The 14,249-nt window shown below is 68.3% G+C and carries 15 protein-coding genes; 5 read left to right on the top strand and 10 right to left on the bottom strand.

Features of this window, described 5'->3' with window-relative positions; translation table 11 throughout:
- Nucleotides 1–5 precede the first annotated feature (5 nt).
- On the bottom strand, nt 6–1,442 hold the full coding sequence (locus tag FHT26_RS03940; protein ID WP_168558880.1) for a hypothetical protein: 1,437 nt from the start codon (nt 1,440–1,442) through the stop codon (nt 6–8).
- A gap of 296 nt (nt 1,443–1,738) precedes the next feature.
- On the opposite strand from FHT26_RS03940, the gene FHT26_RS03935 reads away from it, so the two are divergent.
- Nucleotides 1,739–2,245 carry a GyrI-like domain-containing protein gene (locus tag FHT26_RS03935; protein ID WP_168558879.1) on the top strand — a complete coding sequence of 169 codons (507 nt, stop codon included), beginning with the start codon at nt 1,739–1,741 and terminating at the stop codon, nt 2,243–2,245.
- 1 nt (nt 2,246) lies between these two features.
- Here FHT26_RS03935 and FHT26_RS03930 read toward each other — a convergent pair whose 3' ends face one another.
- From FHT26_RS03930 to FHT26_RS03910, 6 genes are all read right to left on the bottom strand, one after another.
- Complete coding sequence (locus tag FHT26_RS03930) at nt 2,247–3,548, bottom strand: UDP-N-acetylglucosamine 1-carboxyvinyltransferase (RefSeq protein ID WP_168558878.1); 1,302 nt, start codon at nt 3,546–3,548, stop codon at nt 2,247–2,249.
- An 88-nt stretch (nt 3,549–3,636) separates the two neighbouring features.
- Nucleotides 3,637–3,870: a DUF2630 family protein gene (locus FHT26_RS03925; protein WP_168558877.1), complete on the bottom strand. Its 234-nt coding sequence runs from the start codon at nt 3,868–3,870 to the stop codon at nt 3,637–3,639.
- Between the two features lie 79 nt (nt 3,871–3,949).
- The gene (locus FHT26_RS03920; protein WP_168558876.1) at nt 3,950–4,633 is read right to left on the bottom strand and encodes a general secretion pathway protein GspB; all 684 of its coding nucleotides are present in this window, start codon (nt 4,631–4,633) and stop codon (nt 3,950–3,952) included.
- An 11-nt stretch (nt 4,634–4,644) separates the two neighbouring features.
- Nucleotides 4,645–6,348 (bottom strand): AAA family ATPase, encoded by a 1,704-nt coding sequence (locus FHT26_RS03915; RefSeq protein WP_168558875.1) that lies wholly within the window; start codon nt 6,346–6,348, stop codon nt 4,645–4,647.
- 112 nt (nt 6,349–6,460) lie between these two features.
- On the bottom strand, nt 6,461–6,583 hold the full coding sequence (locus FHT26_RS30245; protein ID WP_255358683.1) for a hypothetical protein: 123 nt from the start codon (nt 6,581–6,583) through the stop codon (nt 6,461–6,463).
- Nucleotides 6,584–6,698: 115 nt separating this feature from the next.
- Entirely contained in the window at nt 6,699–7,190 is a 492-nt protein-coding gene (locus tag FHT26_RS03910) for a pilin (protein ID WP_168558874.1), read from the bottom strand.
- 145 nt (nt 7,191–7,335) lie between these two features.
- Here FHT26_RS03910 and FHT26_RS03905 point away from each other — a divergent pair, with 145 nt between their 5' ends.
- From FHT26_RS03905 to FHT26_RS03890, 4 genes are all read left to right on the top strand, one after another.
- Nucleotides 7,336–8,202 (top strand): alpha/beta hydrolase, encoded by an 867-nt coding sequence (locus FHT26_RS03905; protein WP_168558873.1) that lies wholly within the window; start codon nt 7,336–7,338, stop codon nt 8,200–8,202.
- A 166-nt stretch (nt 8,203–8,368) separates the two neighbouring features.
- A complete protein-coding gene (locus FHT26_RS03900) occupies nt 8,369–8,788 on the top strand; it encodes a rubrerythrin family protein (RefSeq protein WP_047510032.1) in 420 nt (139 codons plus the stop codon).
- Nucleotides 8,789–8,792: 4 nt separating this feature from the next.
- Nucleotides 8,793–10,139, top strand: coding sequence for a (Fe-S)-binding protein (locus FHT26_RS03895; RefSeq protein WP_168558872.1), 1,347 nt, complete (start codon nt 8,793–8,795; stop codon nt 10,137–10,139).
- A 22-nt stretch (nt 10,140–10,161) separates the two neighbouring features.
- On the top strand, nt 10,162–10,749 hold the full coding sequence (locus FHT26_RS03890; RefSeq protein WP_168558871.1) for a DUF3501 family protein: 588 nt from the start codon (nt 10,162–10,164) through the stop codon (nt 10,747–10,749).
- Between the two features lie 10 nt (nt 10,750–10,759).
- On the opposite strand, the gene FHT26_RS03885 is transcribed toward FHT26_RS03890, so the two are convergent.
- The 3 genes from FHT26_RS03885 to FHT26_RS03875 all read right to left on the bottom strand — a co-directional run bounded on the left by FHT26_RS03885 (nt 10,760) and on the right by FHT26_RS03875 (nt 14,195).
- Entirely contained in the window at nt 10,760–12,178 is a 1,419-nt protein-coding gene (locus FHT26_RS03885; RefSeq protein WP_168558870.1) for a hypothetical protein, read from the bottom strand.
- A gap of 78 nt (nt 12,179–12,256) precedes the next feature.
- Nucleotides 12,257–13,141 carry an alpha/beta hydrolase gene (locus tag FHT26_RS03880; RefSeq protein WP_168558869.1) on the bottom strand — a complete coding sequence of 295 codons (885 nt, stop codon included), beginning with the start codon at nt 13,139–13,141 and terminating at the stop codon, nt 12,257–12,259.
- A gap of 67 nt (nt 13,142–13,208) precedes the next feature.
- Nucleotides 13,209–14,195 carry a chitosanase gene (locus FHT26_RS03875; protein WP_282597138.1) on the bottom strand — a complete coding sequence of 329 codons (987 nt, stop codon included), beginning with the start codon at nt 14,193–14,195 and terminating at the stop codon, nt 13,209–13,211.
- Between the last annotated feature and the right edge of the window lie 54 nt (nt 14,196–14,249).

Genomic DNA, 14,249 nt, shown 5'->3' with positions numbered 1-14,249 from the left:
GTCGACTAGTGTTCCATGAAAATCTTGAACAACGCTGCCCTCAGCTGTTCAAGCAAATCCTTCTCGTCCGCATTGCTTGGCTGCGCTCTTGCAAAAATTCCGACCAGATTGAGCAGGCCATCATCTGTGGCGTGAAGGGAGCGTGGCATAGAAAACAGGACCTCCAATGCTCCTTCGAGCCGATAGCTCAGCGCAGCAAGGAGAGGTTTGACGGCCGAATATAGAGCGTCGAGGCGGTCCTTGGATGGCTGGTCTAGCGGCGTTCCAGGGCCTGTTTCGGCGATGATGAGCGGCCAGGCCACATCGGCGGCGAGCAAGATCGCCGCTCTGCGTGCGGCACTGGCTCCTTCATGGTGGCGATATGCAAGCGTGCGAGCCACTGAGCATGCGGCAATCGGATCGTTCTTGAACAGCTCGTGGAAGATGTCCGTGAAACTCCCGAGCAACAGCTTTGCCTGGATCAGTGCCCGTGTCTGATTCCGTGATCTTTGCTGGATGCCCGCGAGTCGATGAAGGATCCCCTGCGCCATCGAGGCCACTCGAGCGCGGGCCGGCCCTTCGCCCAAGGTCGTCAGCGCGATCTTGAAGTGGTGGTTGGCTGCGAATTCTTCTGGATGGTTCTCAATGAAGCGCGCGATGTCCGAGAGTACGCCGTCTTCCGAAGTGACCACGCCCAATGCCTCGGCCAGAAGCCCCCACGCAGGTCTGGCCAGTGGCGCATGCCCACAAGCGTCGACAACGACGACGTAGCGCGACAACAGATGGGCATGCTTCTCAGGTACGAAGCGGCCGCCATGCACGTGACATGTCAGTCTGCCGGTGCTGAGGCTTGTTTCGAAATCGAAGCCCCGATGGAACAACTCGAGTCGTGCGACCTGCGCCTCCTCAGGAAGGTAGTCGATCATCGCCTGCAGCTTTGTCAGCCGCTGGTGCGTTGCGGCCACCGTATGAGCAGGGGATGCAAAGCCGTCGAGCAACAGCTTTGCCTGAACAAGCGCCAACGCCTGTTTCCGCGTTCTTTGTTGAAGCGGGGTGTCCTCCAGTCGACGCTTGAGGTTCTCCGCCATGCTGGCGATTCGGGTCCGGCCGGGCTCGATGTCGAAGTCGATCAGTGCAGTTCTGATCTCGTGAAGTTCTCCAAACGACTCGGGATCGTGCTCCATGACGTGCTCGATGTCCGACAGCATGTCGACGCCACGGGTGGGCACACCGAGTTTTTCAGCCAGAAAATGCCACACGGGTTTGGCCAAGCCATCGGCTCCAGTGGTCTCGACTGCAAAGGCATGGCGCAACAGCAAGATTGCGTGTTTACAGATGTCGAAGGCCCCGCGGAGCACGACACATTCGAATCCGTGGTCGCCGAGCTTCACGTCGAAATCGAAGTCCCGGCGTCGCAGCTCAATTTGAGTGGACTTCACTTCCTTCAGAAGACCGTCGATCATCTCTTGCGCTGTCTGTGGAGCAGGCGCTGCGAGGCTGACCGAGCACGTGCTTTTCGCGCGTCGCCTCTGCGAGGCAATGCTTGGGTTCCTGGGTGCGGCAAGGCAGGGCGGAGCGGAGATCGAACGATTCCGAGAGGAGAGGAGAGTTCGGGGGGTGAGGCTCATGCCAAGTGGATCGGTTTGATGACCCTGCCTGAGTCACCATTGCCGTGAGGGCGTTCCCTCGACATTTGACAGCGCGCCTTGCCGATTTGACACTGCCCTCTCATTCATCAGCCTCCATCGGGAGCCCCCGCATGACGACCCTCACGACCCCGCGCTTCGAGCAACGCACCGAGCAGGCCTGCATGTTCATCCGCACCGAGGTGTCGATGGGCGAGATCGGAACGAAAGTGGTGCCACTGATCCCACAGCTGTTCGAGTGGCTTCAGGCGCACGACGTGCCGCCGGTCGGTCCGCTGTTCTTCCGCTACAACGTGATCGACATGGCCGGGTTGATGGAGATCGACGTCGGCACCATCGTCCGCAAGCCGGCCGCGGGCGATGCCCGGGTGCAGTCGGGCAGCGTCCCCGCCGGCACCTATGTGACGATGCGCCACACCGGCCACCCCGAGGAGCTGATGCCGGCCACCGCGTTCCTGCTCGCCTGGGGCCAGCAGCACAACGTGGCATGGCGCAAGCAGCCGCGCGGCAACGCGGAGGTGTGGGCCGGGCGCTACGAGTTCTACCTCGACGGGCCGGACACCGAACCCGACATGTCGAAATGGCGCACCGACCTGGTGTTTGCCGCCGAGCCGCGCTGAATCAGTCGCCCGACTCCCATTCGATCCTGGCCCCGAGCGCACACAGGTTCTCGACGAACTGCGGGTGCGCGCGCCGGATCGGCCCGGCGTTGCGGATCACCGAGCGGCCGGGGATGCTGGCCGCGAGCATCAGCAGCGCGATCGCGACGCGGATGATGTACGGGCTCTCGACCTCGGCCGGCGACAGCGGCTTGCCGCCGAAGGTCACGATGCGGTGCGGGTCCGACTGGAACGCATGTGCGCCGAACTTCGACAGCTCCGAGGTCCAGCCGAGCGCGCCGTCGTAGACCTTGTTCCAGAACATCACGCTGCCCTGCGCCCGCGTGCCGAGCGCGATGAAGATCGGCAGCAGGTCCACCGGCAGGTAGGGCCAGGGCGCGGCCTCGATCTTCGGCAGCATGTTCTGCGTGAACGGCTCGGCCACGCGCAGCGGGCCGTCGACGACGGTGCGCGACCAGCCGCCTTCATGCAGCACCTGCACGCCCAGCTTCGCGAAGCTGCGGTCGATCAGCGGGAACTGGTGCGGCGCGGTGTTGCGCACCCGCACGTCGCCGCCGGTGATCGCGCCGAGCGCGAGGAAGGTGACTACCTCGTGGAAGTCGTCGGCGAAGCTGTAGTCGGTCCCGCCGAGCGCGTCGACACCGTGGATCGTCAGCCGCGAGGTGCCGCAGCCTTCGATGCGCGCGCCGAGCTGGCGCATGAACTCGCAGAACTCCTGCACATGCGGCTCGGAGGCGGCGTTCATCAGCGTCGCGCTGCCGTCGGCGAGCGCCGCGCATAGCACGAAGTTCTCGGTGGTGGTGACCGACGCGTAGTCGAGCCAGTGGTCGGCGGCGCGCAGCGGGCCGTCGTTGCGCACGATCAGCGCATCGGGCCGGTGCTCGACGCGTGCGCCGAAGCGCTGCAGCACCTCGACGTGCGGATCGATCTCGCGCACGCCCAGCGTGCAGCCCTGCACGTCGTTCTCGATGCGGGCGACGCCGAAGCGCGCCAGCAGCGGCGGCACCAGCATGATCGACGAGCGCATCTCCTGCGGCAGGCGGTGCAGCGTCTCGTCGAAGTGCGTGTGGCGGTGGTGCAGGTCGAGCAGGCCGGTCTTGAAGTCGACCTCGACCCGGCTGCCGAGCGAGCGGAAGACCTCGAGGATCTTGCGCACGTCGGTGATGTCGGGCACGCGGCGCAGGCGCACCGGCTGGCGCGTCAGCAGCGTGGCGCACAGGATCGGCAGCACCGCGTTCTTGTTGGCCGACGGGACGATGCGGCCCGACAAGGGCTGGCCGCCGTGAACGATGAGGTGGGACATGGACAGTGCGCGAGGCGCGCGGTGGTGGGCACCGGCGCACTGTCCTTGGCGTCGTCGAACGCCGGATGAAGTCCGTGTGAAGTGGCGTCTAGCCCTCGTAGCCTTCGACGGTTTTCTCGTCGCGCACCCGGGCGCTCGACGGGTCGTCGCCGAACTCGCGTTTCGCGCGGCGCTGCCGCAACAGGTCCCAGCATTGGTCGAGCTGGTGCTCGATGTGTCGGATGCGCTCGGCGTTCTGGCCGGGCGCGGTCGCGCCGTCGCGCAGCTGCTGCTCCTCGTCGACGAGGGCGCTGATGTGGTCGAGGATCGATTTGTCGCTCATGCCGGATCTCCTGTGGCGCGTGAAGGCCGCAGCCTACCCCGCATCCAGTAGCCCGGATGCCAATCCGGGAACGCCGGGCTCAATACCCCACCGAATAGCGCCAGCTCTTGTAGCGCAGCACCGCCGACTTGAGCTGGATCTGCTCCAGGTGAAGGTTGGGCGCGACGATGTCGCCCTCGTGATACAGCTGGCCGTTGACGATCAGCATGCGGTTCGCGCGGCTCGCGGAGTAGGTGGCGCCGCTGATCGCGAGCGTCGGCAGCTGGCGGCGCACATCCTCGGGCAGCTCGCTCAGCGGCACGGCCTTCGGCTCGTCCGGCGGCGGGACGGCGCGCACCGGCTCGCGCTTGGCCGGGGCCGGCTTGCGCTGCGGCTTGTTGGCGGCCGCGGCGACGCGCTCCGGCGCGGGTGTCGCCGGCGCGGCGGCAGCGACCGGCTCTTGTACCGGCGCTGGCACCGGCTCGGGCGTCGGCACCGCGGTTGCCACCGGCGCCGGCGCGACCGGCTGCGGCTGCACCAGCGGCGGCGGTGCCGACACGATCACCTCGATCGGCTTGTCGCGGCCGAACGCCATCCATGCGAACACGACGACCAGCGCCAGCCCGAGCAGCGACGCGACGAAGCCCCAGCGCATGCCGCCGCGGCCGTCCGGCAGGTCGTCGTCATCGGCCGTGCCGCTGGCCGGCTGGGCGTGCAGGCCGGGCACGCGGCCGCGTTCGCGTTCGGAATCGGCGCGCCGCAGGGCATCGAGGATGTAGGACATCGCAATGCCTTTCAGTGGACCAGGCCGGCATCGGCCTGCAGGCGCGGCTCGTCGACGCCGGCGGCGCGGTTGAGCTGCATGAAGGTGGTGGGACCGGCGACGCCGTCGGCACTCAGGCCCCAGGCCACCTGGAAGGCGGCGAGGCGCGATTTCAGCGCCGCGTTGAACGATGACGCGCCGCTCGGTGCGCTTGCGCCGTCGGCCCGCGCAACCAGCGTGGCCAGCGCCTCGACCACCGGCCCGCCGCTGCCTTCGCTGAGCGCCGACTGGTAGCCCTCGGGCGCACGCCAGAAGGTCGCGAAATCGCCGCGCCACACCTTGGCCAGCGACAGCAGCGACACCGTCTGCGAGACGCCGCCGGCGCGCAGCGTCGCGGTCTGCGGCGTCAGCGCGGTCAGCAGCACGAAGACCGATTGCCCGGCGTCGTCGCGCAGCAGCAGGATGCCGGGGCGGCTGAGCTGGCGGATCAGCGCCAGCGTCGCGACGGTGCGGAAGCACAGCAGGTTCTCGCGCTGCGCGCTGGCGCAGGGGTCGGGCAGGTCGGCGGCCAGCTTCCAGGCCGGGGCCAGTTCGCGCCAAGCCTCCTTCTCCGTGCGCCAGGCGGTCTTCAGGCCGTCGCGCAGGTCGAGCGACACCGCGCTCGCCGGCGGCGCGGCGGGCGTGGCGGCCGATGCGGCCGCGACCGCGGGCCGTGCCTTGTCGGGCGAACTGGCGGCCGAGGCCGGGAACTGCGAGGCCTGCGCATCGGGGGTGCCATTGGACGGCCGCCCGAGCCGGCCGTCGACCGCCCAGGCCACCATGCCCAGCAGCGCCGCTGCACCGGCGGCGCCGAGCCCCCAGCGCGCCGCATGCGCGAAGCGCGAGCCGGCCGGCAGTGTCGCGTCGTCGTCGTGCGCCGAGCCGAACACCTCGGCCGCCGCCTTGTCGACGATGGCCTCGTCGACGCGCGGCTGGCCCTGCCCGTAGGCTCCCAGCAGCGCGCGGTCGCACAGCAGGTTGATGCGCCGCGGCACGCCGCGCGACAGTTGGAAGATGCGGTGGCGCGCCGGCCGGTCGAACGGCAGCGCGGTGCGCATGCCGGCGACCGCCATGCGGTGGCGGATGTATTGCGAGGTTTCCTTCTCGCTCAGCGCCTTCAGGTGGTAGCGCGCGATCACGCGTTGCGCCAACTGCTCCAGCTGCGGCCGCGCCAGCATGTCGCGCAGCTCCGGCTGGCCGATCAGGATGATCTGCAGCAGCTTGCGTTCGGTGGTCTCGAGGTTGGTCAGCAGGCGCAGCTGCTCCAGCACGTCGGGCGACAGGTTCTGCGCCTCGTCGATGATCAGCACGTTGTTCAAGCCGATCGCGTGCGTACGCAGCAGGAAGTCGTTCAGCGGGTCGAGGTAGTCCTTCACCGTCGGCGCGCCCGGGCCCTGGTGCTGGTACGGGATGCGGAATTCTTCGCAGACCGTCTTCAGCAGCTCGAACACCGTCAGCTTCGGGTTGAAGATGTAGGCGACGTTGCAGCGCTTCGGGATCTGCTCGAGGAAGCAGCGACAGACGGTGGTCTTGCCGGCGCCGATCTCGCCGGTCAGCAGCACGAAGCCGCCGCCGCCGCGCACGCCGTACAGCAGGTGGGCGAGCGCCTCGCGGTGCCGCTCGCTCATGAACAGGTAGCGCGGATCCGGGGCGATCGAGAAGGGCTCCTGCTTGAGCCCGAAGAATGGCGCGTACATGGGGGCGGGGTGACGGTGCGAGCGGCCGGTGCGGCCTCGCGCAGTCTATCGCCGCCCGGCGCCTTCACGGCTCCGGAGATGCACGCGATCGATCAGTGGGGAAGAGGACCGCTCAGACGAACGAATGGGCGAAGCCGACGAGGGCCATCGCGCCGGTCGCGAGCACCACCAGCACCCAGTTCGGCAGGAAGCCGTGGGGAACGGGGCGGGCGCGGTGACGTTGTTTGTCAATCATGTGAACTCCATGTTTCCGGATCGCCCCGAAACGGCCGGGGACGACCGCCTGGCGCGGTTTTCCCGGCCAGGCGAGTTCAACAAAGCGATCTTCGTGCCAAGGCCCTGGCCTGCATTCAGCGGCAGTTCACCGGCAGGAAATTGGGCGGCACGTCGGTCTTGTTCAGGCCCTTGGCCGTCATCTTGGCCGGCACCGGCGAGTTGCCGCAGACCCACGAGACCGGCACGACCTGCGCGTCTTCGACCACCGCCGGGCGCAGCGTCAGCGTCTTGCCGCGGATCGCGCCGTTGGCCTGGTTGCCGAAGGTGATCTGGATCGCGCCCGATTCGACGGCCACCGCGCTGACCAGCGTGCTGACGATCTTGTCGCTGGCCGGCAACCCGGCGGCAGCGTTGTCCACCGGCAGGGTCTTGGTGGTGGCCCAGGCGGCGGCGACCGGCGCCTTCGCGATGTCGGCCAGCTTGACCGCCTCGACCAGCTGCCCGCGCACCAGCCGGCCCTGCATGCTGGGCACAGCCAGCGTGGCCAGCACGGCAATGACGGCGACGACCACCATCAGTTCGATCAACGTGAATCCGCGCGAAGGGCGGTGGGAGCGTGCGTGCATGCGGGCCTCGTAGCGATGGCGCATTCTGCCGTGGCGTGGCGGTTGCACCGGTTTCGATCGGTGACCTGCGCCGGCTTGCCCTGCGGCGGCGGCCGGGTTAGAAACAACCCATCCGGCACCCCTGTGCCGGCACCGCGGAGACCGCATGGCCCGATTCGACCCCGACCGCCTCGACCAGCAATACAACAACCGGGCGCGCATTCCGGAGCACCCGGATATCTTCGAGCGCTGGGCGCGGGCGTCGGCGCTGTCGCGCGACAGCATGTCGCGCCGGCTCGACGTGCCCTATGGCGACGGCCCGAACGAGACGCTGGACATCTTCCCGTCGCCGCGCGCCGGCGCCCCGGTGCTGGTGTTCATCCACGGCGGCTGGTGGCGCTCGCTCGACAAGTCCGAGCATTCCTTCGTCGCGCCGACCTTCGTGCATGCCGGCGCGATGGTGGTGGTGCCGAACTACGCGCTGTGCCCGGGCACGCCCGACGCGCCGGTCGGCATCGACACGATCGCGCTGCAGATGGCGCAGGCACTGGCCTGGGTGTGGCGCCACGCGGCGCTGTACGGCGGCGACCCGCTGCGCATCATCGTGGCCGGGCATTCGGCCGGCGGCCACCTGGCCGCGATGCTGCTGAACTGCGAATGGCGCCAGCTGGGCGCCGACCTGCCACCGAATCTGGTGCGCGGTGCGCTGGCGATCAGCGGCGTGTTCGACCTGGAGCCGGTGCGCCGCACGCCCTTCCTGGCGGCCGACCTGCGGCTCACGCCGGCGCTGGCCGCGAAGCTGAGCCCGGTGGCGATGCCGGCGCCGAACGGTGTGCTGTGCGCCGCGGTCGGCGCCGACGAGAGCGAGGAATTCCTGCTGCAGAACGACGCCATCCGCACCGCCTGGGGCGAGCGCGCGGTGCCGGTCTGCGAGCGCATTGCCGGCACCCATCACCTGACCGTGCTGCACGACCTGGCGTCGCCCGACGGCCGGCTCAACCAGCTGACCCGCCAGCTGCTCGGGCTGGGCTGACAGGCTCGTTTACCCGCAGAAAACATAGCCGCCTGCTATGCACTGCATTGAAGCTTTGTATTTGCCGGCGACCGGCGGTCGCGCTAGGGTTCGCGGGTCCTCCTGACCGCAGGGGGAACGCAAGGGACGCTTGCATCCACTTCACATCCACCAGCAGGAGAGCGCCATGGGATTGAAAGGATCGAAGACCGAGCAGAACCTGAAGGACGCGTTTGCCGGCGAGTCGCAGGCGAATCGCCGCTACCTCTACTTCGCGAACAAGGCCGACATCGAAGGGCAGAACGACGTGGCGGCGCTGTTCCGCTCCACCGCCGAGGGAGAGACCGGCCATGCGCACGGCCACCTCGAATTCCTGGAGGCGGTGGGCGACCCGGCCACCGGGCTGCCGATCGGCTCGAGCCGGCAGAACCTGCTGGCCGCGGTGGCCGGCGAGACGCACGAGTACACCGACATGTACCCGGGCATGGCGCGACAGGCGCGCACCGAAGGCTTCGACGAGATCGCCGACTGGTTCGAGACGCTGGCCAAGGCCGAGCGATCCCACGCGAACCGCTACCAGAAGGCCCTGGACGCCCTCGTCGATTGACGGCATGACCCGCGAAGGGAACCTCGAGGCGCCGACACGCCATCCTGTCGACTGGAAGAACCCCTCGTTCTACGACGAGGGGGCCTGCCTCCACGAGATGGAGCGCGTCTTCGACATCTGCCATGGCTGCCGGCGCTGCGTGAGCCTGTGCCAGTCGTTCCCGACGCTGTTCGACCTGGTCGACAACAGCTCGACCGGCGAGGTCGACGGCGTCGCGAAGGCCGACTACGCGAAGGTGGTCGACCAGTGCTACCTGTGCGACCTCTGCTACATGACGAAGTGCCCGTACGTGCCGCCGCACCCGTGGAACCTCGACTTCCCGCACACGATGCTGCGCGCCAAGGCCATCAAGTTCAAGCGCGGCGGGGTCGGGGCCGGCGAACGCTTCCTCGCGTCGACCGACGTGCACGGCCAGTTCGCCGGCATCCCGGTGGTGGTGCAGGTGGCGAATGCATTGAACCGCGCGAAGCCGATGCGCCGGCTGCTCGACACAGCGCTGCAGGTGCACCCCGAGGCCTGGCTGCCGGAGCTGGCCGCGAGCCGCTTCCGCTGGAGCGCGAACAAGCGCGGCGCGGCGACCCAGGTCACGAACGGCGAGCGCACGCCGGGCAAGGTGGCGATCTTCTCGACCTGCTACGTCAACTACAACGAACCCGGCATCGGCCACGACCTGCTGGAGGTGCTGGCGCACAACGACATCCCGTACGAGATCGTCGACAAGGAATCGTGCTGCGGCATGCCGAAGCTGGAGCTCGGCGACCTGGATGCGGTGGCGCGGCACAAGGAAGCCAACGTGCCGGTGCTGGCGCGCTACGCGAAGGACGGCTTCGCGATCCTGAGCGCGATCCCGAGCTGCACGCTGATGTTCAAGCAGGAACTGCCGCTGCTGTTCCCTGGCGACGCGGACGTGATACGGGTGCAGCAGGCGATGTTCGACCCGTTCGAATACCTCGTGGCCCGCCACAAGGACGGCCTGCTGAAGACCGACTTCAAGCAGCCGCTCGGCAAGGTCAGCTACCACGTGCCCTGCCACGGCCGGGTGCAGAAGATCGGCCGCAAGACCGAGGAGCTGCTGAAGCTGATCGGCCAGGCAGTGACGGTGCAGTTGAACACGGTGGAGCGCTGCTCCGGGCATGCCGGCACCTATGGCGTGAAGACGCCGACCCACCCGGTCGCGATGAAGATCGGCAGGCCGGTCTTCAAGGCGATGGCGGCCAACGGGCCGGACTACATCAGCTCCGACTGCGCGCTGGCGGGGCACCACATCGCGCAAGGCATCGCGCAGCAGGGCGCGCCGGCGGCGACGCTGGCGCATCCGCTGAGCCTGGTGCGCATCGCGTACGGCTTGTGACGGGAATGCATCGGGAGCCGAGATGCCGATCGCGACGATCACCCCCGACAGCCTGCTGACGCTGGAGGCCTACGCGAAGATCCGCCAGGCGCAGCGGCCGGCGTTCATCGCGCACCGCCGGCTGCGCTCGGTGGCGCTGGGCGAGCACGTCACCGTGCAGTTCGAGGACGAGCAGACGATCCGGCGCCAGATCCAGGAGATGCTGCACATCGAGAAGATCTTCGACGAGGACGGCATCCGCGGCGAGATCGAGGCCTACGCGCCGCTGCTGCCCGACGGCGGCAACTGGAAGGCGACGATGCTGATCGAGTACCCCGACGTGCACGAGCGCAAGCGCGAGCTGGCGCGGCTGATCGGCGTCGAGGACCGCATGTTCGTCGAGGTCGAAGGCCATGCGCGCGTCTATGCGATCGCCGACGAAGACCTCGACCGCGAGACCGCGGAGAAGACCTCGGCGGTGCATTTCCTGCGGTTCGAGCTGCCGCCCGCGGCGCGCGAAGCACTGCGGGCTGGCGCGGCCTGCAAGCTCGGCTGCGACCACACGCACTACCCGGCGCATGTGGCGATCGGCGCGGAGACGCTGGCGTCGCTGGCGGGGGACCTGCGGTAGGGCGAAGAGGTCACTGCCGGGCCGGCATTTCGTGGATCCAGCCGCTGTGTCGTTCGCGCAGTTGCAGCGCTTCGTCGACCGTCAGGATGTCGAATCTGCGGCCCAGCCCGACCAGGTGCAGCATGTGCGGCCCGGTCCTCTCGGTGGAGGGCTGCTGCAGCAAGGCCAGCATGGCGTGCCGGCGCGCGGCGCGCGCAGCCGCCCAGACGGGCTTCGACACCCGAAGCAGGCCCTGGCAGTCCCGCATGTCGGGCGCGGCTGTCCGACCCACCAGGTGCTCGGCCACCACGTGGCCGATGTCCGACACGGGCTCGAGCTGGCAGTGCCACAGGGCTGCATTGACGAAGACGCTGCAGGCAGGGGCCATCATCTCGACCGGTGCGATGGCGAAGCGGTCCCGGTTGGTGCCCAGCGCGGCGGACAACCTGGTGGGTAGTTCGCGGGGCAGGTCGTCGCCATGCACATCGAGGAGCGTGAGGGTGCCGAGGACGCCGTTCCGCCTGACCGCACGGATCAGGGCCTGAGGGTCCATCGCCTCGAACACATGACGGGACACGGTCAGCGACATCAGTCGCGGCAACGCGGCAATCGCTTGCGAGAGCGCCCTGGCGGCGTTGCGGATCGAGGCATCGCCATCGCGGGCGATGTCCACCTTCAGCGATGCCAGCGGCAAGGAGGGGCCGGCTGCCGACATCGTCTGGAACAGTCGCGAGAGATCGCAACCCGCGGCGAGCCTGAGCCGCAGGTCCTGCAAGGCCGGCATTCGCATCAGCGGGACCGCGAGCAGGTCGAAGTGATCGGCGGTCCAGGATTCATCGATGCACAGATCCAGGCATTCCAGGTTATGCACGCTGGACAGGGTTTCTGCCAGCACGGGAGCGATGGTGTCCGGATCGTCGTCGGTCCAGTGGCGCCACGATGAGAGGTGGTGGTGGGATCGCAATCCGCGTGCGATGCACAGGCCGACGCCGGGATCCATGTCTTCCGGCGTGATGCGGAAGCTGCGCAGGTGGTTCGTGCTCGACAGCGCTGCTTCCAGCCCGGCGATGTGCTCGCCGTCGGCGCTGAAATTCTCGAGCGTCATGTCGACGATCTGCGGGCAGGCGTGGAGCAGGTGAGCGATCAACTCGGGGCTGGGGCTGCAGATGTCGTCGGTCAGCGCGGTCCTGCCGAACAGCGTGGCGATGTGCGAAAAATTGGCCACCCAGTCCACGCCGTTGCAGGTCTGAAGCAGCGCAGTGCAGTCGGGGCCATCCCATGCCGACTTGAAGGTGGCGGATGGCGACTGGCTGGCCAGGCGCCAGATGGCTCGATGGGTGTCGAGGTTCCCTTTGAACTTGCCTGCATGCATCAGTTCTGCTGCGAGCACCACGTCTGTGCAGGAACGCTTCGATTCGTTGGATGCAGGTGAAGATCGCACGCGTTTCATGGTGGGCCGGCGACGAAGCGAAGTGGAAAGCCGGTGAGTGGCGATTCACCGCCTCCGGTTTCCAGACATGTGTCTGTGTCAGGGGGGCGATCGCCCGATGCCGAACAACTCGGCCACCGCCTCGCGGTACTGCGGCTGGCCCAGGTCGTTGGTGTTGTGGTGCGAGGCCCCTTCGATCAGCATGAATCGCTTCGGCTCGCGGGCTCGTTCGAACAGCGCGCGGCCGAGTGCCGGCTGGATCAGCGTGTCGTCGCTGCCGTGCACCACCAGCAGCGGCGAGCCGATGTCGGCGACCCGCGACGCGGCATCGAAGCGCTGCGTGATCAGCGGCCCGACCGGCAGCCAGCCCCAGCGGAAGGTCGATACCACGTCGGGGATCGACGTGAAGCTGCCTTCGACGATCAGGCCGGCCTCGTCGGGCACCTCGGCGGCCAGCTGCACCGCGATCGCGCCACCCAGCGAGTGGCCGAAGATGAAGCGGCGGGCCTGCGGCCGCTTGTGCGCGAGCCAGTCCCAGGCGGCATGGGCGTCTTCATCGGCCAGCGCCTGCGACGGCAGCCCGGCGCTGCTGCGCCCGAAGCCGCGGTAGTCGATCGCGAGCACCGAGAACCCCAGTTCGTGCATGCGCCGCATCCGCGTCGCGCTGGCGCGCACGTCGAAGCGGGCGCCGTGCAGGTAGAGCAGCACCGGTGCCTTGGGGTCGTCTTGCGCCAGCCACAGGCCGTGCAGGCGGACCGCCTGGTCGCGCGATTCGGCGACGTTCGATCGGTAGTCGATCCAGGCGTCGTCCATGCCCTCGGCGGCCGCGGCCCCGCCATACCAGACGCGGTCTCCGGGCTGGAAGATCCACGCGCGCTGGCGCTCGTCGAGCGACGCGCAGCCGATCTGCAGGCCGAGCAGCAAGGCCAGGCCGGCCGTGAGGACGGACTGGCGGTGCCAGCGGCGGAGGGACAACGGGCGCATCGGCGACGATGTTGCCACGCCGCCGACAGGCGACGGCCGCACTCGGGCTTCCAGGCCCCGTCAGGCGCTACTTGATGCTGAAGCTGTCGCCGTAGACCTTCCAGTTCAGCGGCGTGTTGAGGTCGAAGTTGCCGGCCTTCAGCCAGACGCGCTGCGCGGTGTCGACGCGCGTCGTGTCGCTGTGCGCTTCCTCGGTCTTCATCGCGGCCACGCGGGCATCGAGGAAGGCGTTCAGGTAGGTCGTCTCGTCGCCGCCTTGCGCCGGCGTCCTGGCCTTCGCCATCGCCGCCTTGCGGATGCCGCCGAAGCTGATGCCGTCGTTGCCCGGGCCGTGCATCACGATCGCGTCGTAGTAGGCGAACTGGCCGAGCGCGCGCAGCCCGTCGGTCTTCGCCTGGCTGACGGCCGGGTTGAAGTAGGTGTCGTCGCGCACGCTGTCCTGCGACTGCTGGAAGACCAGGTCGGCGGCAGCGGTCTTCCAGTCGCCGGTGAAGGTCGGGTCCAGGCCGGCGTGCGAATCGCTGCCGTTGACCTTCTTCAGCGCCGGGATGTACCTGGCCAGCACGTTGTTCGGCGACCGCTGGGTGTAATCCTGGACGACCTCCAGCATGTCGCTGGTGCCGGAGCAGAAGCCGATGATGCCGCCGGTGTAGCCGCGGCCGTCACCGATGTCCTGGATGTAGGCGTACTGCGCCTTCCAGTTCAGCGACGAGTTCTCGGCGCTGGAGACGATCTGCATCGCGATGTCCTTCTTGCGGGCATCGGTCAGGTCGGCGGACGACGGCGCGGGGGCTGGTGCGGGGGCTGGAGCCGGAGAGGGAGCAGGGGCAGGTGCCGGTGCCGGTGCCGGTGCCGGTGCCGGTGCGGGTGCGGGTGCGGGTGCGGGTGCGGGTGCGGGTGCGGGTGCGGGGGCCGGTGAAGGCGACGGAGTCGGAGCGGGTGCCGGCGCAGGCCCGCCCGACACCGGGTTCGACGGTTCGTCGTCCGATCCGCCGCCGCAGGCGGAGAGGGCGATGCTCAACGACAGCAGGGCAAGGTGGGTTCGACGGTTCATGGCGCGATGGAACTCTCTGGAATCGTTTCCATTCTGAAGGCCGCCTGCCCGCAT

It is taken from the genome of Rhizobacter sp. SG703 (assembly GCF_012275445.1).
Classification (GTDB): domain Bacteria; phylum Pseudomonadota; class Gammaproteobacteria; order Burkholderiales; family Burkholderiaceae_C; genus Rhizobacter.
This window is presented reverse-complemented; position numbering and strand designations above follow the sequence as displayed.

Bases quoted from the DNA above. Each gene is read 5' to 3' on its own strand.
- FHT26_RS03895 (WP_168558872.1), top strand. From the start codon at position 8,793: ATGACCCGCGAAGGGAACCTCGAGGCGCCGACACGCCATCCTGTCGAC.
- FHT26_RS03900 (WP_047510032.1), top strand. From the start codon at position 8,369: ATGGGATTGAAAGGATCGAAGACCGAGCAGAACCTGAAGGACGCGTTT.
- FHT26_RS30245 (WP_255358683.1), bottom strand. From the start codon at position 6,583: ATGATTGACAAACAACGTCACCGCGCCCGCCCCGTTCCCCACGGCTTC.
- FHT26_RS03940 (WP_168558880.1), bottom strand. From the start codon at position 1,442: ATGATCGACGGTCTTCTGAAGGAAGTGAAGTCCACTCAAATTGAGCTG.
- FHT26_RS03915 (WP_168558875.1), bottom strand. From the start codon at position 6,348: ATGTACGCGCCATTCTTCGGGCTCAAGCAGGAGCCCTTCTCGATCGCC.
- FHT26_RS03875 (WP_282597138.1), bottom strand. From the start codon at position 14,195: ATGAACCGTCGAACCCACCTTGCCCTGCTGTCGTTGAGCATCGCCCTC.
- FHT26_RS03880 (WP_168558869.1), bottom strand. From the start codon at position 13,141: ATGCGCCCGTTGTCCCTCCGCCGCTGGCACCGCCAGTCCGTCCTCACG.
- FHT26_RS03910 (WP_168558874.1), bottom strand. From the start codon at position 7,190: ATGCACGCACGCTCCCACCGCCCTTCGCGCGGATTCACGTTGATCGAA.
- FHT26_RS03890 (WP_168558871.1), top strand. From the start codon at position 10,162: ATGCCGATCGCGACGATCACCCCCGACAGCCTGCTGACGCTGGAGGCC.
- FHT26_RS03905 (WP_168558873.1), top strand. From the start codon at position 7,336: ATGGCCCGATTCGACCCCGACCGCCTCGACCAGCAATACAACAACCGG.
- FHT26_RS03925 (WP_168558877.1), bottom strand. From the start codon at position 3,870: ATGAGCGACAAATCGATCCTCGACCACATCAGCGCCCTCGTCGACGAG.
- FHT26_RS03920 (WP_168558876.1), bottom strand. From the start codon at position 4,633: ATGTCCTACATCCTCGATGCCCTGCGGCGCGCCGATTCCGAACGCGAA.
- FHT26_RS03885 (WP_168558870.1), bottom strand. From the start codon at position 12,178: ATGAAACGCGTGCGATCTTCACCTGCATCCAACGAATCGAAGCGTTCC.
- FHT26_RS03930 (WP_168558878.1), bottom strand. From the start codon at position 3,548: ATGTCCCACCTCATCGTTCACGGCGGCCAGCCCTTGTCGGGCCGCATC.
- FHT26_RS03935 (WP_168558879.1), top strand. From the start codon at position 1,739: ATGACGACCCTCACGACCCCGCGCTTCGAGCAACGCACCGAGCAGGCC.